This window comes from Microvirga roseola (genome assembly GCF_020866965.1).
GTDB lineage: Bacteria > Pseudomonadota > Alphaproteobacteria > Rhizobiales > Beijerinckiaceae > Microvirga > Microvirga roseola.
The window spans coordinates 50,599-69,306 of record NZ_JAJATX010000002.1 but is presented as its reverse complement, the minus strand read 5'-3'; the positions used below and the strand labels follow the sequence as shown (position 1 = coordinate 69,306).

The following is an 18,708-nucleotide window of genomic DNA, read 5'->3' as shown; positions in this document are numbered from 1 at the left end:
CCCCCCCCCCCCCTTCCCCAGCCGCTCATGGTCCTCAATCTCGGCGGGGTCGGGAACGTCACCTATATCGACGCCGACCCGGTGATCGCCTTCGATACGGGACCGGCAAGCGCGCTCCTCGACGATTTCATCCTGCGCCGCCGGGGCCTGAGCTTCGACGAGAATGGACAGCTCGCGGCGTCCGGGAAGGCTGACAGAAAACTCGTCGATGAGTTCATGCAGAACCCGTTCTTCGACCGTCCCGCGCCGAAATCCCTCGACCGCCAGGACTTCCATGCCCGCGCCAAGAGCGTGGACGCTCTCTCGGACGAGGACGGCGCCGCGACCCTTGCGGAATTCACCATCGAATCCGTCGCCGCTTCGCTCCGGCATGTTCCACGCGAGCCCCAACGCTGGCTCGTGACCGGCGGCGGGCGGAACAACGCCTATTTCATGAAGCGCCTGCGCGAGCGCCTGGGCGTCACCGTCGATCCGGTCGAGGCCGTCGGCTGGAACGGCGATTTCCTCGAAGCGCAGGCCTTCGGCTATCTCGCCGTGCGTTCCACCCTCGGCCTTCCGTTGAGCCTGCCGACCACGACCGGCGTGCCGCATCCCATGACCGGCGGCGAATGGCATCGCGCCGCCTGAAGCGCCATGGCTCCCGACGCGATCATCGCTGAGGCTTTCGCGCCCGCCGCGGCCTCCGTTCAGGCCGGAGACATTCCGGGTGCGGTGCTCGGCATTGTTACCGCCGACGGCGCGCGCGCCGTACAATGGGCCGGCGCGGCGCAGATCGAACCGGTGCGGGAGAGCCTCTTGCGGGAGACATGGTTCGACCTTGCCTCGCTCACCAAGGTGATCTTCACGACCACCTGCATCCTGAAGCTGGTGGAGGACGGCAGGATCGGTCTCGACGATCCTCTCACGGTCGCGATTCCCGACCTGCGCCAGTACGACATGGGCGCCGCCGAGCGGCGTCTCACCTTCCGCCAGTGCCTCGCTCACCAGACGCATCTGCCGGCGGTGGAGCCGCTCTACACCTATGGGCAGGATGCGAACACGCTACGCGCCTTCATTCTGCAGCGCGTCTGGCGGAGCGGTCCGCCGGTCTATTCCGACATCAACTTCATGCTGCTCGGCATCGCCATCGAGTGCCTCGCTGGCAAGCCGCTGATCGAGCAGCCCTTGCCGAAAGACTTTTCGTTCCGGCCCGATCCTAAGCTGTGTGCGGCCACGGAACGCTGCACCTGGCGCGACCGCGTGATCCGGGGCGAGGTGCATGACGAGAACGCCTTCGCGCTCGGCGGCGCATCGGGCCATGCGGGCCTCTTCGGCACCATCGACGGCGTGCTCGATTTCGCCCGTTCGCTCCTTGCCGGCACATCCCTCGCGCCGGAATCCCTCAAGGCGATCCGGACGCGGGAATCCGCGACGCGGACCGTGGGCTGGGAGGCGTCCCATTCCGGCTGGCACGGGGGCGACGCCTGCTCGGACGGGACGATCGGGCATACGGGGTTCACCGGCACGGGATTGTGGGTCGATTTCGAGCGCGGCCTTGCCTGGTCGCTACTGACCAACCGGGTGCATCCGACCCGTCACAAGGACAGCGGGATTCTCGCCCTGCGCCGTGCAACGGGAGAGCGGGTCATCGCGTTGTTCGACGGGCGCGCGCAATCTTAAGGATGCCGACAAAAAGCGGGTGAGGCATTCCCTGAGATCCCGCGGGAGCCATTGTTGAGGCTGCCAACTGGACCTATACTGGTCTCATCAAAGAACCGGCATCATGGCGACAGAACATTTCAGCACCCGCTACCAGGACCTCGATACCTGGCCGAGCCTCGACATCCTCTCCGCTTTCTATGAAGGACAGCTCTCGGCGGTCGCCGCCGTCCGGTCCTCCCTGCCCGCGATTGCCGCGGCGGCCGAAGAGGCCACCCTGCGGCTGCGCCGGGGCGGACGCCTCGTCTATGCGGGGGCCGGCACCTCGGGCCGTATCGGCGTGCAGGACGGGACCGAACTGCCCCCCACCTTCAACTGGCCCGACGACAAGCTCGTCTATCTGATCGCGGGCGGCGAAGGGGCCATCATGAAGGCGGTCGAGAATGCGGAGGATTCCGTCGAGGAGGGCATCGCCGGGGTCCGCCAGCACGGGATCGGCCCGGACGACGTGGTGATCGGCGTCGCCGCCAGCGGCCGGACGCCGTTTACGATCGCGGCGCTCCGGGAAGCGAAAGCCCGCGGCGCGCAGACCATCGGCATCTCGAACAATCCCGACGCGCCTATTCTCGAAGCCTGCTCCCACCCGATCCTCGCCGATACGGGCGAGGAGGTGATCGCCGGATCGACGCGCATGAAGGCGGGCACGGCGCAGAAGGTGATTCTCAACCTTCTCTCGTCGCTCATCATGGTCCGCATGGGCCGGGTCTATCGCGGCCTCATGGTCAATATGCGCGCGACCAACGCAAAGCTGCGCCGCCGCAGCGAGGTCATGGTCTCCCAGATCACCGGCTGCGACGACGCCAAGGCCGCAGAAGCGATCCGTCAGGCGGACGGGGACCTCAAGAGCGCCGTTCTCATCGCCCTGGGCGCCAGCCCGTCGCAGGCGCAGGACGCACTTGCGAAGAGCGGCGGCAACCTGCGCGAGGCTCTGGCGGATTTCATGAAGACGGCCTAAGAAACCCGGCATCAAGGGCGGCAACGAGAAAGCAAATGTCATGGCGCTGGGGCTTGGCATCGACGCGGGCGGAACGGCCACGCGCTGGCGGCTGGCGGATCTGAGCGGTCACTGCGTCGCGCAGGGCTCCGTCGAGCCGCTGACGGGCCATCTCTTCTCCCCCGCCGCCGAGGAGCGCGCCAGACAGATCGTCGCCTCCCTCGCCCAGACGGTCACGAAATCCGGCCGGCCCCAGGGCCTCATCGCAGGCATCACGGGCCTCACCCGCGACACGCCGGCCGAGGCGACCATGCGCTCGGTCTTCGCGCAGGCCTTCGGCATTCCTGAAGATCGGATCTTCGTCGCGGAAGACATGTGGATCGCCTACCTGTCCTACTTCGCCTTAGGGGAAGGCATCCTCGTCTACAGCGGCACGGGCTCCATCGGCTATTACCTGTCGGAAGACAAGAACGTGATCCGGGTCGGCGGCCGGGGCAACCTGATCGACGACGGCGGGTCGGGCTTCTGGGTGGCCCGCGAGGCCCTGAAGGCCGTTCTGCGCAAGGAAGAGGAGAGCCCCGGCAGGGGTTGGGTGACCACGCTCGGGATCAGCCTCGCCAAGGCGCTCGGCGGCACCGACTGGAACCTGGTGCGCTCCTTCGTCTATGGCGGCGACAGGGGCAAGATCGGCTCCCTCGCCCGCGCCGTGGGCGAGGCGGCCGAAGCCGGGGATAAAACGGCCCTGCGCATCCTGCGGGAGGCCGGCGAGGAGCTGGGGCGGCTTGCCAACGCCCTCATCAAGAGGCTCGGCCCCCGCCCCGTCGCCCTGGTCGGCGGAACGTCCCGCCTCCATCCGGCCCTTGCGGAAGCCTTCCGCCAGGACCTTATCGCCCCGGTCGAATGCATCACCGCCGATCTCGATGCGGCCCTGACGGCGGCGCGGCTTGCGGCCACGCTCAACCAGGCCTAGACCGGCTTGCGCTCGCCCCTATCCTCGTCCAAGACTTCCACAGCGAGACACGGACCGAGGACGATATTCAGCGATGCATGCTCTCTTTGTGGGCCAGACCTATATCGACGTGACTTTCCTGGCGGACGAGCTTCCCACGGGCGACGAGAAGACCGTGGCGCGGGATTACGCGATCTCCTTCGGCGGCAATGCGGTGACCGCTGCCTTTGCCTGCGCGAAGCTGGGCATTGCCCCGGACCTCCTGACGTCGATCGCGGATGACTGGCTCGGCCGTATGTTCATCGACATGGCAGCGAAGTACGGCATCTCGGTCCACCACCGGAAAGTGGCGGAATCCTCCCTGTCCTTCATCATGCCGCGCGGCGGCAAGCGCGCCATCGTCCGCTGCCGCGACGACCATTACCTCCACCCGGTTCCGCCCCTGAATCTCGCCGGCTGCAAGGCGCTCCATCTCGACGGCCACCAGGCCGACGCCGCGATGCATTACGCCCGGACCTGCCGCGAGGCCGGCATTCTCACTTCGCTCGATGGCGGCGGGCTGCGCTCGAACACTCACGAGCTTCTGGAATTCATCGACGTCGCCATTGTCGCCGAGCGCCTGTGCGAGCAGATGGACCTGACGCCGGCCGGCATGCTGGCCTATCTTAAGAGCCGCGGCTGCAAGATCGGCGGCGTGACCCTGGGTGAGCGGGGCCTCGTCTGGTATGAGGAGACCGGCATGGAGAGTGTCCTGCCGGCCCTCGATGTTCCAGCCTCCGCTGTTGTCGACACGAACGGGGCGGGCGACATCTTCCATGGCGCTTACGTCTATTCCGCCATGGCGCGGCCGGAACTGTCCTGGCGCGAGCACTTCATCTTCGCCCGTGCCGCCTCTGCTCATGCGATCCAGCATCTCGGCAACGAGGCGAGCCTGCCGCAACGTGAGGACGTTCTGCGCACCCAGGAGGCCTTTCCGGAGAGAGCCCTGGCGGCCTAGGACATTATGCGGATCATGGCATGGACGGATTTGGAAAACGCGCTATGACGTTTTAAAGTCACGCCTCTACGCTTCTCACGCTCCCATCACGTAAGGATATCGCGGTGAGTCCTTTTCAGCCCTGGGCACATGGGCTCAACGAGATCCGTTTCCAGGCGGGCGCGGGGGGATTCAGCCAGGAAGCACTGGCCGAGCTCCTCGAGAACATACCCCTCGCCATTGCGGTCACTCTCGGTCCCGAGCACCGCTTTGCCTTCGCGAACCGCCTCTACCGCTCGGCAATGTCGCGTTTCGACGACGACCTGATCGGCAAGACGTTGTCCGAGATCATGGGATCTCGTTACACGTCGGAGCTGCACGAACTGCGTCGCGAGGTCCTCGACACGGGCGAGCCCCGGGAAATCCAGTCGGCTCCCTTCGAGCTGAGTCCCGACAGGATCACCTATTGGAACATCAAGCTCCTTCCCGTCCGCAATGCGGACGACCGGATCGACGGGATTCTCGCGCTCGCCGCCAATGTCACGGAGCGGGTGAAAGCCCGCATCGAGGCCGAGCGCCAGGCGCGCGAGACGGCGCTGCATACGGAGCGGCTATCGCTCGCCGTCGACGCCACGGAGCTTGGACTGTGGGAGTGGAACGCCCAGACGGGCGAGACCTTCTGGTCGGAGCGGCAGAAGGAGATTTTCGGCCTCTCGAAGGATGAGCCCGCCACTTACGAATTCTGGCTGTCGTCCATCCACCCGGAAGACCGCGACCTCGTGGTCGCCGCCGTCTCCTCGATGACGGACCCGAAATCGGGCGGGCAGCTCAATCTCGAGCACCGGATCGTCCGCCCCGACGGAGAGCTCCGCTGGATCGTCAGCCGTGGCCGCATGCTCTACGAGATTGTGGACGGCGAACTGAAGCCGGTGCGGCTGCTCGGGACGATTCTCGACATCACAGACCGCTACAGAGGCGAGGAGGCGCGCCAGCTTCTGGTGCGCGAGCTCAACCATCGGGTCAAGAACCTCTTCGCCATGGCGAGCGGCATGGTGGCCCTGACCGCACGGACGGCGGAAACGCCGAAGCAGATGGCCTCCACCTTGCGCGGACGCCTGGACGCCCTCGCTCGCGCGCACGAACTGATCCGCCCGGCCATCACCGGCGCGCTGCCGGCGGAGGGCGAGACATCCGTGGAGGAAATCGTCAGGGCCATCCTCGCGCCGCACATCGACCAGGATGTGCCGTCTCAGATGATTGTCGAAGGCGAGCCCGTCCGGATCGGCGCGAGGGCTGCAACCGGCCTGACACTGGTGCTGCACGAACTGGCGACGAACGCCTCGAAATATGGAGCGCTCTCCGTCACCGGCGGCCGCCTGCACATCGGCTGGACCATCCAGGGTCCGGTGCTGATGCTGCTCTGGCAGGAAGAGAACGGCCCGCCCATCGACGGCGAACCGGAATCGGAGGGCTTCGGCTCTCAGCTCGCCCGCAAGAGCGTCACGGGCCAGCTCGGCGGCGAGATTGCTCACGATTGGCGGCGCGAGGGCCTTCAGGTTCGCATCCGCCTGCCGCTAACCCAGCTCGCAGCCTGAGCGAAGATCGATCTGCAACTCGACCGCATCGCATGGGAGCCCGCCTCATCCTTCGAGACGCCGCTTGCAGCGGCTTCTCAGGATGAGGCTGCGGGAGAGGCGCCGTGAGGCGGCTTACGCCGCCTTCTTCTGATAATCCTTCACGTCCGAGAAGCGGATCGCCTTGTAGCGGTCCATCTCGTATTGAAGGTTGAAGGTGTTGGCCGCCATGAAGACCGGCGCGTCGTCGAGATCGCGCGCCATGGACGACAGGTGGCTCTCGACGAACTTGTCCAGCTCCTTGGCGTCGTCCGCCGTGATCCAGCGGCAGATCGAGAAGCGCGTCGGCTCGTAGTCGATGGGCAGGCCGTATTCGGCGCTGAGGCGTTCTTTCAGCACGTCAAGCTGCAGGGCGCCGACGACGCCCACGATGGCGCCCGAGCCGTCCTGCGGGACGAAGAGCTGAACGACGCCCTCCTCCGCCATCTGCTGCAGCGCCTCGCGCAGCTTCTTCGCCTTCATCGCATCCTGCAGCTTGATGCGGCGCAGGATCTCCGGCGCGAAGCTCGGCACGCCGCGGAAGACGATGTCCTCGCCCTCGGTCAGCGTGTCGCCGATGCGCAGGGTGCCGTGGTTCGGAATGCCCACCACGTCGCCGGCCCAGGCCTCGTCCGCAATCGCGCGGTCCTGCGCGAAGAAGAATTGCGGCGTGTTGAGGCTCATGGGCTTGCCGGTGCGCACGAGCTTCGCCTTCATGCCGCGCTGGAGCCTGCCGGAGCAGATGCGCATGAAGGCGATGCGGTCGCGGTGGTTGGGATCCATGTTCGCCTGGATCTTGAACACGAAGCCGGTCATCTTCGGCTCGTCCGCTTCCACCAGGCGCTTGTCGGCCTCCTGCCCGCGCGGGGGCGGGGCATAGGCTGCAAGCGAGTCGATGAGATCGCGCACGCCGAAATTGCGCAGGGCCGAGCCGAAGAACACGGGCGTGAGATGGCCCTCGCGGAAGGCCTTGAGATCGAACGGCTTGCAGGCTTCCTGCGCGAGGAAGACCTCCTCCTGCCATGCCTCCACCTCTTCCGGCGGCAGCAGGTTCAGAAGCTTCGGATCGTCGGGGCCGGAGACCTCCGTCGGCTCCTCGTCCGTGTCGATGCGGCGGACCATGTTGCGGCGCAGGTCGAACGTGCCTGCGAAGTTCCTGCCCTGGCTGATGGGCCAGGTGACCGGCGCGGTGTCGAGCGCCAGCGTCTTCTCGATCTCGTCGAGGAGATCGAACGGATTGCGCGCCTCGCGGTCCATCTTGTTGATGAAGGTGACGATGGGAATGTCGCGCATGCGGCAGACCTCGAAGAGCTTGCGCGTGCGCGCCTCGATGCCCTTCGCCGCGTCGATGACCATGATGGCCGAGTCCACGGCGGTCAGCGTGCGGTAGGTGTCCTCCGAGAAGTCCTCGTGGCCCGGCGTGTCGAGCAGGTTGAAGACGCAGCCGCCATACTCGAAGGTCATGACCGAGGTCACGACCGAGATGCCGCGCTCCTTCTCGATCCCCATCCAATCGGAGCGGGTCGAGACGCGGTTCTTCTTGGCCTTCACCTCGCCCGCGAGCTGGATCGCGCCGCCGAACAGCAGGAGCTTTTCGGTCAGCGTGGTCTTACCCGCGTCCGGGTGGGAGATGATCGCAAAGGTTCGGCGGCGGCTCACGGGAGCCGGGAGGTCGGTCATGGTTCTCGGTGCGCTCTGGAAACGAGGTGGAGGACAGAACGCCGCAGCGCCCCGCCCTTTCGTTGGCCTCTTCTCACCCCATATGGGGGTTTCCCGTCAACAACGAAAGGAGGTGATCCAGTGTCTCATTGTCATACCCTACGGTCCCCGGTTGCCGTGACCTGGATCTTGGCCTCTGCCGAGATTGGTGCGTAACGCACGAAATGGCCGGCTCCTCAGGGGCCGTGGACCCGACAATGGAAAGGCCGCCCTCAAGGCGGCCTTTCTTTTTGTCTTTTTGCCTGATCCTCAAGCGCTCAGGAGCTTGCCCGTCAGCCTGGCCGTGAACCCGGCCACCTTGGCAAGACGCTGCCCCTCAATCGCGAAACGCTGCGAGAGCCGGGCGAACATGACGCCGTCGCAAGGGGCCTTGGCCTGAACCGTGGCGCCCGTATGCGGGTCGACGACATCGGCGATCGGGTCACCCGCCCTCACCCGGGCCCCCACATCGGCCCTGAACACCACGATCCCGGAAGCGGGAGACGTGACCGGCTCGGAAGCCGCGAGTTCGGTGGGCTGACAGAGCGCCTTGGGCACCGTGGGCGCATCCCCCGCAACAACGCCGCGCAGGATCATATAGTCGACCAGAGCTGCCGCATCGGCCTGCGCCAGTTCATGGCTTACATCCCGCTCGCCCCGGAACTCGAGGGTGGTGGAGTGGCAGCCGAAGGGGATGGGCTTGTCCGGAAAGCGGTCGGCCAGCTCCGCCCAGGGACGGCTGCAGGCCTCGTCGAACGGTTCGTCGCCGGAGACATCGGCCAGGAGATAGGCGTGAGCGCCCAGCAGCGCCGAGAGGGGCGCGAACTCGTCCGCCGAGCGGGTGTGGGTATAGAGATGCGCCACCGCTTCCGAGTCGCAGTGGAGATCGAGCACGATGTCTGCGTCCAGCGCCAGCCGGAGCAGCGCCTTCTTCATGACCTCGGCGGGATTGGAGGTCTCCCAGGCCTCGAGCTCGGCCTGCAGGGCCTCCCGGATCAGGCGGACATTCGCCTCGCCCTCGCCCGTCAGCCTGCCCTCGATGCGCTCGGCCGCCTTCGGCGTCAGGTCGGGATAGCCCCGGTTGAAATTGACGCCGTCCGCGAGGTTGAAGCGGCCGATGTGATCTCCCAGCACCTTCTGGGCGAGGCCGATGGGATTGGCGGAGGGCACGAGGACGATCTCGCCCTTGATCCTGCCCTCCGCCTCGAGCCTCGACAGGCGCTCGCGCAGATGATGGGCCGTGATCATGCCGGGGATCTCGTCGGCATGGAGCGAGGCCTGGACATAGACCTGGGGACGGGCTCGCGGCTGACCGAAGCGCTGGACCAGCAGCGACAGGCCTACTCCCGGAGCAAGCGGCGAAAGGGGAATCTGTTCTGATCTCATGACAACCGGACAAGAGCCCTCGATGCGGGGCGACAAGCCGGATTAGCAGCGCCCCGGCTCCTTGAACAGCTTTACGCCTGCCAGCCCTGGGACTTGAAGACGAATCGTCCCGGATCCGTCACCAGCGCCGCCAGCCCCTCCAGGGCGGGTTCCGGGTTGATGATGACGAAGACGGGGACCTTCCGCGCCCATTTCTCATGGGGAGCCTTGTGGTCGAAGACCTCGCGGAAGCCGCCCGCCTGGAGCACGTCGACCATGCGGGGCGCGATGCCGCCCGCGATGAAGACGCCGCCGGAAGCCTCGAAGGTGAGCGCCAGGTCGCCCGCGAAGCGACCAAGCCAGCGGGCGAAGAGATCGAGGGTCGCAGCCGCCAGTTCGTCGCCGCCGCGCCTCGCCTCGAGCACGTCGTTGGGGGCGGTGAACGGGCAGTTCACCCGGCGGCAGGCGGCAAGGGCCCTCCCGATGCGAAACAGCCCTGGACCGGACAGGAGGACCTCGGCCGAGACCCGCCCGCCGACCCGCTCCAGATGCGGCCAGAGGGCAGCCTCCTCGTCGGTCGTCGGCCCGAACTCCATATGGCCCGCTTCCGTGGCCAGGATCGCGAGACGATCCTCCACGGGAACCAGAGCGCCCGCGCCGAGTCCGGTGCCGGGCCCCAGCACGACGCGGGTTCCGGGTCCGGCCGGCATGAGGTCCCCGATGGGGGCGAGGTCTCCGCGAGCCATGTCCAGCACCGCCGTGGCCGCGGCGACGGGAGTGTAGTCGTTCACGAGCGCGACCCGCTCGAGGCCGAAAGCCCGGCCGATGGCCTCGGCGTCGATCACCCACTGGGCGTTGGTGAGGCGGATCACAGGCCCATCGACCCGGGTCGCCACGGCGATCATCGCGGAGCGGGGGGCCTCCCCGTCATAGGAGCCCAAGGCGTTCCGGATCGCCTCGACGGGGTCGGGCGTCTGGGCCGTGCGCATGCGCGGCAGCAGCTGCAGCGGCTCTCCCGGCGCAGGCAGAACGGCGAAACGGGCATTGGTGCCGCCGATGTCGCCAAGCAGGACAGGAAACGCAAACATCGGATAACCGTCCTTTCTGCCTCCTCCACGGGACGAGGGGATCAGAATGCCTCTTCCCAGCTCCGGCTCAGCCGCACCGCGGAATTGATGAGACCGACCATGGAGTAGGTTTGCGGGAAGTTGCCCCAAAGCTCGCCGGTCGTATAGTCGGCATCCTCCGAAAACAGGCCGAAGGAGTTGCGCAGGCTCAGGATGTGCTCGAACAGTTCGATGGCCTCCTCCTTGCGCCCGATGGCGTTGAGGGCGTCCACGTACCAGAAGCCGCAGATCATGAAGGCCGTGTGCATGCGCCCGAAATCGTCCTCCACGTCGTAGCGCAGGAGAAGGTCGCCCCGGCGCAGGGTCTTGCCGATGGCGTCCACCGTGGCGATGAAGCGCGGATCGTCGGGTTTGACGAAATCGAGTTCGGACAGGAGGAGCAGCGTCGCGTCGAGATGCTCGCCGTCGAAGGACGAGACGAAGGTGCCCTTCTTTGGATTGTAGGCGCGCTCGTCGATGATCCTGTGCATGCGATCCGCCTGTTCGCGCCAGTACACGGCGCGATCCTCGTGCCCCAGCGCCTGGGCAATCTTGACGAGGCGGTCGCAGGCTGCCCAGCACATCACGCTCGGAAAGGTGTGCACGGACGCCTTGGTGCGCAGCTCCCACGGCCCCGCATCGGGCTGATCGAAGACTTCGACGGCGCGCTGTCCCATCTTCTCCAGATGCTCGAACAGGGCGGCGTTGCCGGTGCGGATCAGGCGGCGGTCGAGAAAGGCGTGGATCGACGCGAGAACGATGCTCCCATAGGCGTCGTTCTGGATCTGCGTGTAGGCCGCGTTGCCGACGCGCACGGGACCCATCCCGCGATAGCCGGCAAGAGCGGTCGCCTCCCGCTCCTCCAGGTCAGGCGAGCGTGTGATGCTGAAGAGCGGCGGCATGTCCTTCTGGCCGGGATTGTTGTCCATGTCGTCGACCAGATTGGTGATGAAGTTGAGGTATTCCTCCATCGTCTTCGTCGTGCCGAGCCGGTTCAGCGCCTGAATGACGAAATAGGCGTCGCGCAGCCAGCAATAGCGGTAATCCCAGTTGCGCTGCGTATGCGGCGCTTCCGGCACAGATGTGGTCAGCGCGGCAACGATCGCGCCGGTCTCCTCGAAGTTGCACAGCTTGAGGGTGATGGCGGCGCGGATCACCGCCTCCTGCCAGTCGAACGGGACGGACAGGGAGCGCACCCAGTCGCGCCAGAAATCCAGAGTGCTGTCGAGGAGTTGGCGGGCGGTCGAATCGACCTCCGAGCGCAGCGGCTCGTCCTCGCCGAAGAAGAAGGACATGGGCCGGTCGACCACGAAGTCCCGCTCCTCCTGCACGTAGGACATCGGCGCATCGGTGGTGAGCCGAAGGGAATGGTGAGGCCCTAAGAAGCGCAGGTGATTGCTGCCGCGGGTCCGGCTCGGCTGGGTCTCGCCCCATTCGAAATGGGGCCTGAGTCGCACCCGGATACGGGGCCGCCCCTTCACGGGATGGACCCGGCGCACGAGCATCGGAGGGCGGAAGATCCGGTCGAAATGCTTGAAGCGGGGTGCGAAATCGGTGACCTCGACGATATTGCCGGAGGAATCCGTCATCCGCGAGACGAGCACCGCCGTATTCTCGAGATAACGCTGCTCGCAGGACACCATGCCGATCATATCGATGGCGAAGACGCCGCGCTGCTCCGTATCCGAGCGCCCCTCCGGGCAGTCGAGAAGCGCGGAGAAGACGGGATCGCCGTCGAAACGGGGAAAGCAGTTCCAGACGATCTGCGCACGGCGGTCCACCAGGGCCGCGATCATGCAGTTGCCGATGACGGCAAGATCCAACGAACTCATCGATCACTCATCCACGTCGAAAGGAAGCGAGCCCTCCGAGGCCCACGTGGACAGGGCATGCCTTAAATCCGCGGGAGATTCCAGTCGTACCTTGGCAATGGTCTCGCCGGATCCGATGCGGACGGAAAGCCCGTCATGGGCGTTGACGGTCTTGAAGCCGTTCTCGTCGGTCAGGTCGTCGCCGACGAAAATCGGCCGCCGCCCCTTGTAGGGGGATTCCTGGAGGAAGCGCTCGATGACCTTGCCCTTCCCCGCCGCGGCGGGAAGGATCTCGGCCACGGCCTTGCCGTGCTGGAGCCGGTAATCGCTCCCTAGCGCCTCGGCCGCCGCATGGGCGGTGGCGAGCGCGAACTCCTTCTCCTGGGGCGCCTGCCGCCAATGGAGAGCGACGGAGCAGCCCTTGTCCTCGACGATCAGACCCGGCTTCGGCGCCACGATGTCGCCGAGCCTCTCGACCATCGCGCGAAGCTGCGGGTGGTCCTCCGGATCGCACTCGTAATGCCTGCCGGCGATACGGTGCTCGAGCCCGTGCAGGCCCGCAATATCGAACTGGTACGGCGCGAGCTTCGGATCGAGGAAGGCGATGGGGCGTCCGCTGATGACCGCGAGCGCGCCGCCGAGGCGTTCCTGCAGGCGCAGCAGAATGCCCGGCAGCGCCGGATCCACGGCGACCGCATCGGGACGCTCGACGATGTCGACGAGCGTCCCGTCGAAATCGAGGAAAAGCGCGTAATCCCCGCCAGCATTGGATGCGGGAATGCGTTGTGTGGAAGTCTTACGCATTGGTCGTCGCCTGCCTCCGGCCTTCCGCAATCAGACGCCGGATCCGTTGCCGTTTGCGCAGGCGGGATGCTGCGAGCAGCATCTGGCCCGCCCAGCGATAGACGTTACGCTCCTTGACCTGGTCGCGCATGAGGCGCATCCGCTCGAGCTGCTCGCCCTGAGGCATGAGCAATGCGCGATGGATCGCCTCGCCCATGGCGTGGGCATCGTAGGGATTGACGATCAGCGCCTCGGACAATTCGCGGGAGGCCCCTGCGAAAGCGGAGAGGATGAGAACGCCCTCCTCGTCGTCGCGGGCCGCCACGAACTCCTTGGCGACGAGGTTCATGCCGTCGTGCAGGCTCGACACGATGCACAGATCCGCAGCGCGGAAGAGCTCGAAGACCTGGTCGGGCTCGTGGTGGCGGATCAGCAGCTTGATGGGCTCGTAATCCTCGCTGCCGTGCCGGGTATTGATATCGCGGGCGAGGTTCTCGGCCTCCTCCTGGAGGAGGCGGTAGTTCGTCAGCTTGCTGCGGGTCGGAGCCGCCACCTGGATGAAGACGAAGCGCCCCTTCCATTCGGGATGTTCGGTGAGCAGCGCATCGATGGCGAGCATCCGGTCGAGGATGCCCTTGGTATAGTCGAACCGCTCGATCCCGACGCCGATGTGCACGTCCTGCGGCAGGCCCAGGCGCTCACGCACGGCGCGGCGGCACTCGGGAACGGGCTTTTGCCCTTCGAGCGCAGTCGGCGGCCACTCGATGGAGATCGGGTAGGGACGGATCAGGGTTTCCTCACCGCCATATGTGACGGAATCCCGCTCCCGGTCGATGCGGCTTTCCATATATGCGTCGACGGCGTCGAAGAAGTAGTTGCAGTGGGCCGGGGTGTGGAAACCCAGGATCGACGAGCCGAGCAGCCCGTCGATGATCTCTTCGCGCCACGGGCAGATGCCGAAGGTCTCCTCGTTCGGCCAGGGAATGTGCCAGAACGTGACGATGGTCGCACGGGGAAGCCGGTTGCGGATCATGCGCGGGAGAAGCGCGAAATGGTAGTCCTGCACGAGGATGATCGGGTCCTCGCGCTTGGCTTCCGCCACGACGGCCTCGGCGAATTTCTCGTTGACCGCGCGATACATGCGCCAGTCCGCCTCGCGGAAGACCGGGCGCACGAAGGCGATGTGGCACAAGGGCCAGAGCCCCTCGTTGGCTGCCCCGTAATAGTAGCCGTCCTGCTCCTCGTCGGTCAGCCAGACGCGGCGCAGCGTGTAGGACGGGTTGCTCGGGGGGACGGGCACGCGGTCATGGGCGTCGACCACGTCGCGGTCCGCCGAGCCGCTGCCGTGGGCCACCCATGTGCCGCCGCAGGCCCGGGTGACGGGCTCCAGCGCCGCCACGAGGCCGCTCGCCGGGATCTGCAGGGAGATGCCATTCTCCGTCCGGTTATGGATGTAGGGCTCGCGGTTGGAGACCACGATGACCTCAGACCCGGATAACTCGTTCAGCAGGGCCGCGCGCAGGGTCTCCGGACTCCAGTCCGTGTGGGCCGCGTCGATGGTCCGCCGCGAGGCTTCGAGCTCCTGCAGCACCTCGCGGACCTCCTGCCCGATGGGAATCAGGTTCTCGTCCGTGTGGGGGTTGGCGGTTCCGGCGCGGGCGCTCTCGATGGCCTGACGGATCGAGGCGAGCCAGCGCCGCATGATGATGGCGGCGATCATGGCGGCCAGCGCCGCCGCTCCGAAGGCGACACCGGCCAGCGCAAGGAACAGGTAGTTGCGGGCCTGCCAGCCGCGCTGGTCGGCGTAGCTCAGGTCGTGCAGGACCACGAGGTGCCCGGACCGGCCGCCGACATTGAGCGGAAATGAACTGACGAGAACGTTGCGGTTCTCAGGGGTGGTGATGATGGAGAAACTCTCGGTTTCGGAGCGGGCCGCCTGCTCGCAGGAGAAGGAGGGAGGCATGTTGCTCGACGGGTAGAGCAGCCGCTGGCCGTCGCAATAGCCGATTGCGAGCACCCGCTCGTCGGAGGCAATCCGCTCGAAGAGGCTCGCGATCTGCCCGGCGTCGTTGCGGGCGAGCAGAGTGCTGACCTGGTCGCGGACGGAATTGAAGACGAGGCGCGAGCGCAGCTCGACATCCCGGCGCGACCACTGCTCCACGAAGGACGTCGCAAAGGGTAGGACGGCCAGGATGACAATGGCCGCCACGATCAATGCGATGCCGCCGAAGCGGAATATAATCCTCAAAAGTCTGGTTCCCTACGGGTTCAAAGATTATGCCGAACGGCTAAGCTTCAACTCCGGAAGAGCATCGAAGTTTCGCCTCTGGCGGGTGCTTCAGGAGAGCGGCACCCGGACCCTTTATGGGCCTGTTATGGCAGACTTTCCAGACTTGAGATGCTCTGAGGGGGCTCTAGAGGGGCCCCGAAAAGGAAAATCCGCGGCTGCACGAGGCTGCCGCGGATCCCGTTAGCCCTGATTTCCAGGCGCGCTCAGTGCTCGCGGAAGGCGCGGGCGACCTGCTCCTCGAGCGGCTTGATGAGATATTCGAACGGCGTGCGCTCGTTCACCTGCACGAAGACCTCCGCCTGCATGCCGGCGATCAGCTTGAGCTTGCCGAGCTTCTCGATCTCCTTCTTCGGGAGCGAAACGCGGATCGTGTAGAAGGGCGTGCCGGTCTGCTGGTCCCGTGAGATATCCGCCGAGATCCGGGACACGCTGCCCTTCAGCTCGGGGATCGAGCGCGCATGCGAGGCGTGAACGCGAACGTGCGCCTCCTGCCCAATCTTCACCTGATCGATGTCGTTCGGGAGGACGCGGGCCTCGAGGTCGAGCTCTTCGTTGCTCGGCACGATGAACATCACGGGCTCGGCAGGCGATATGACGCCGCCGACCGTATGAACCGCCAGCTGGTGGACATAGCCGGAGCTGGGCGAGCGGATGTCGATGCGCTTCAGCTGGTCTTCAGCAGCCACCTTGCGCTCGGTGTATTCGGCGATCTTGCCTTGGATCTCGCGCAGCTCCTGCAGGGCCTCCGCACGCATCTGCTCGTCGACCTGGATGATCTGGAACGAGGTCTCGGCGATCCGGCTCTCCGCCTGGGCGACCGCCGCGATCAGCTGGCCGCGCTGGCCCTCGATGCTGGCGGCGTCACGCTCGAGCGCATTGAGGCGGGAGAGCTGAACGAGGTTCTTCTCGTAGAGCTCGCGGACGCCCTTCAGCTCCTCCTTGATCAGGTCGGCCTCGCGAGCCTTCGCCTCCTGCTGGGCCTTGAGGCCGGTGATCTCGTCCTGGGACTGGGCGATCCGCTTCTTGAGCTGGTCCTTCTGCGCCTCGCGGGATGCGCGGCGGGCCTCGAAGAGCGTGCGCTCGGATCCCATGATCTTCTGGATGGCGGGCTCGTCGAGGCGATCGGCGAATTCCGCCGGCATCTTGACCTCGTCCGCCCCGTCGCGCTCCGCCTCGAGACGGGACTGGCGCGCCAGATACTCGTCGAGCTGCTTGGACACGACCAGGAGGTTGGCGCGGGTCAGCGTCTCGTCCAGGCGGATCAGGAGGTCGCCTTCCTTGACGAAGTCGCCGTCACGCACCTTGAGCTCGCCGACGATGCCGCCATTGGCGTGCTGCACCTTCTTGGTGCTGGTGTCGATCACGAACTGGCCGCCGGCGACCACGGCGCCGGACAGGGTCGCCGTGGCGGCCCAAAGGCCGATGGTGCCGAAGAACAGGGCGATCATCGAGCATCCGGCAATGGCCGACTTGCGCAGCACTTCCTGGTGCACGGACTTCTTGGCTGGTTTGCTTGCGACGGAAATCATTTAACCAACCTCTCGCAGGGAAGCGGCCTGGGCCCCGCCCTGTGCTGCCGGGCGGACAGGCGCCGGCGTTGCATTGCGTTTCATGACGGCCTGCAGGACCTCGTCCCGCGGGCCCATGGCCTTGATCCGCCCTTCTTCCATGATGGCGACGGTATCGACGTTGCCGAGGGCGGCCGGGCGATGGGTGATGACGACCACGATGCCCCCGCGCCGGCGCACGGAGAGGATCGCCTCGTTGAGCGCCTCGTCGCCCGCGCCGTCGAGGCTGGCATTCGGCTCGTCGAGAACGACGAGGAAGGGATCGCCATAGAGGGCGCGGGCGAGCGCGACGCGCTGGCGCTGGCCGCCCGACAGGGCCGTTCCGCCCTCGCCGATCCGGGTGTTGTAGCCGTCGGGCAGGCCCAGGATCAGGTCATGGGCGCCGGCCGTCTTGGCGGCGGAGATGATGGCTTCCGGCGAAGCATCGGGCTGGAAGCGGGCGATGTTCTCGGCAACGGTGCCGTCGAACAGCTCCACATCCTGCGGCAGGTAGCCGATATGGCGGCCGAGCGCATCGGAATCCCACTGGTCGAGGGAGGCGCCGTCGAGGCGGATGTCGCCGCGCAGGGTCGACCAGACGCCGACGAGGGCGCGGGCGAGGGTCGACTTGCCGGAGGCGCTCGGGCCGATCAGGCCCAGGCCCTGGCCCGAGCGCAGCTCGAAGGACGCGCCGCCCACGATCGGAGACTGGGTTCCGGGAGCACCGACATAGATCTCCTCGGCCATGAGGGTGGCCTTGGGGGCCGGCAGGGGCATCCGGTTTTCCTGCGCCGGGATGATCGACAGGATGTGCTTCAGGCGGCGATAGGCCTGGCGGGAGGCCGTGAAGCCCTTCCAGTGAGCGACCGCGATCTCGATGGGCGCGAGGGCGCGGGACATCATGATCGACGCCGCGATCATCGAGCCGCCCGACACTTCGCCGAGGATCACGAGATAGGCGGCGAGGCCCAGGATGCCCGACTGGAGGATCATGCGGAAGACCTTGGCGAAGGCGCTGATGCCGGAGGTCGATTCGCTGGCGCGCAGTCCGTCGTCCACATGCTTGACGTGGACTTCCTCATACCGCTTGCCGAGGAACTCGACCATGCCGAGCGCGCGCACCACCTCGGCGTTGCGGCGGCTGGTCTCGGCCATGGCGTGGCGCTCGGCCGCGCTCTTCGTCAGCTCGTAGGAGGGGCCCTTGCTCTTGGCGTCCGTGTAGAGGGTCAGGGCGACGATGACGAGGCCGCCGACCACCGACATCCAGCCGAGCCAGGGATGAATGATGAAGCAGCCGATGAAGAAGATCGGCATGAAGGGCATGTCGAACAGGGCCGTGGGACCCAGGCTCGACAGGAAGCTGCGGATCGTATCGAGATCGCGGATCGGCTGCAGGCTTTCGGCCTGCTTGGCGCCCTTGAGGGGCATGGCCGCCACGAGGTCGAAGATGCGCCGGGAAAGCAGCTCGTCGAAGCGCGCGCCGATGCGCGCCAGCATCTTGCCGCGGATGGTATCCAGGCCGCCCTGGAGGAAATAGGCCGCCAGCACGATCAGGGAGAGACCGATCAGGGTGGGAACGCTCTGGCTCGACAGAACCCGGTCGTAGAGCTGGAGCATGTAGATCGAGCCGGTCAGGGCCAGGAGGTTTACGACGGCCGAGAAAGCCGCGACGCCGATGAAGGCGGGGCTGCTTTCCTTGAGGGCCTCGAAGACTTCCGCGCCGTCTTCCTTGGGTCTTCTGGATGCCTGTTTCATGTCTTCTTCCATAAGCGGGCCGGTCTAGCCGGTGCCGTACCGTCGAGTTCTGCCGTGACGTCGCGTAGAACTAAGATCCTAGCACGGCGTTCGCCGTCTCGCGACGGCTGCGAAGGCAGGCTTAAGACTGAGGAAAGCACGTCTGGACCGCCGGGAAACGGCGCTAATCCTTCTGACCCACAT

14 protein-coding genes are annotated in these 18,708 nt (G+C 66.2%); 6 read left to right on the top strand and 8 right to left on the bottom strand.

Annotation, left to right across the window (positions count from 1 at the left end; translation table 11 throughout):
* The 6 genes from LG661_RS01715 to LG661_RS01690 form a co-directional block, all read left to right on the top strand.
* A partial coding sequence (locus tag LG661_RS01715; RefSeq protein ID WP_230530138.1) for an anhydro-N-acetylmuramic acid kinase occupies positions 1–627 on the top strand: 627 nt, incomplete at its 5' end.
* 6 nt (positions 628–633) lie between these two features.
* Positions 634–1,659 (top strand): serine hydrolase domain-containing protein, encoded by a 1,026-nt coding sequence (locus LG661_RS01710; protein WP_230530137.1) that lies wholly within the window; start codon positions 634–636, stop codon positions 1,657–1,659.
* Between the two features lie 103 nt (positions 1,660–1,762).
* Positions 1,763–2,653 (top strand): N-acetylmuramic acid 6-phosphate etherase, encoded by an 891-nt coding sequence (locus LG661_RS01705; protein WP_230530136.1) that lies wholly within the window; start codon positions 1,763–1,765, stop codon positions 2,651–2,653.
* A 40-nt stretch (positions 2,654–2,693) separates the two neighbouring features.
* A complete protein-coding gene (locus LG661_RS01700; RefSeq protein ID WP_230530135.1) occupies positions 2,694–3,602 on the top strand; it encodes an N-acetylglucosamine kinase in 909 nt (302 codons plus the stop codon).
* A gap of 73 nt (positions 3,603–3,675) precedes the next feature.
* Complete coding sequence (locus LG661_RS01695) at positions 3,676–4,578, top strand: sugar kinase (protein WP_230530134.1); 903 nt, start codon at positions 3,676–3,678, stop codon at positions 4,576–4,578.
* Between the two features lie 104 nt (positions 4,579–4,682).
* Positions 4,683–6,152, top strand: a complete 1,470-nt coding sequence (locus LG661_RS01690) for a sensor histidine kinase (protein WP_230530133.1) — start codon at positions 4,683–4,685, stop codon at positions 6,150–6,152.
* 114 nt (positions 6,153–6,266) lie between these two features.
* On the opposite strand, the gene LG661_RS01685 is transcribed toward LG661_RS01690, so the two are convergent.
* The 8 genes from LG661_RS01685 to LG661_RS01650 form a co-directional block, all read right to left on the bottom strand.
* The gene (locus LG661_RS01685) at positions 6,267–7,850 is read right to left on the bottom strand and encodes a peptide chain release factor 3 (RefSeq protein ID WP_230530132.1); all 1,584 of its coding nucleotides are present in this window, start codon (positions 7,848–7,850) and stop codon (positions 6,267–6,269) included.
* A 288-nt stretch (positions 7,851–8,138) separates the two neighbouring features.
* Positions 8,139–9,254, bottom strand: a complete 1,116-nt coding sequence (locus LG661_RS01680) for a succinylglutamate desuccinylase/aspartoacylase family protein (RefSeq protein WP_230530131.1) — start codon at positions 9,252–9,254, stop codon at positions 8,139–8,141.
* A gap of 71 nt (positions 9,255–9,325) precedes the next feature.
* Positions 9,326–10,261 carry a glucokinase gene (locus LG661_RS01675; protein WP_407666621.1) on the bottom strand — a complete coding sequence of 312 codons (936 nt, stop codon included), beginning with the start codon at positions 10,259–10,261 and terminating at the stop codon, positions 9,326–9,328.
* Positions 10,262–10,362: 101 nt separating this feature from the next.
* Complete coding sequence (locus LG661_RS01670) at positions 10,363–12,171, bottom strand: glycoside hydrolase family 15 protein (protein ID WP_230530129.1); 1,809 nt, start codon at positions 12,169–12,171, stop codon at positions 10,363–10,365.
* A 3-nt stretch (positions 12,172–12,174) separates the two neighbouring features.
* On the bottom strand, positions 12,175–12,954 hold the full coding sequence (gene otsB / locus LG661_RS01665) for a trehalose-phosphatase (RefSeq protein WP_230530128.1): 780 nt from the start codon (positions 12,952–12,954) through the stop codon (positions 12,175–12,177).
* Entirely contained in the window at positions 12,947–15,181 is a 2,235-nt protein-coding gene (locus LG661_RS01660) for an alpha,alpha-trehalose-phosphate synthase (UDP-forming) (RefSeq protein WP_230530127.1), read from the bottom strand. Before LG661_RS01660 ends, otsB begins: the two co-directional genes overlap by 8 nt.
* 245 nt (positions 15,182–15,426) lie before the next feature.
* Complete coding sequence (locus tag LG661_RS01655; protein WP_230530126.1) at positions 15,427–16,752, bottom strand: HlyD family type I secretion periplasmic adaptor subunit; 1,326 nt, start codon at positions 16,750–16,752, stop codon at positions 15,427–15,429.
* Positions 16,753–18,525, bottom strand: a complete 1,773-nt coding sequence (locus tag LG661_RS01650) for a type I secretion system permease/ATPase (RefSeq protein WP_230530125.1) — start codon at positions 18,523–18,525, stop codon at positions 16,753–16,755.
* Positions 18,526–18,708: the final 183 nt, after the last annotated feature.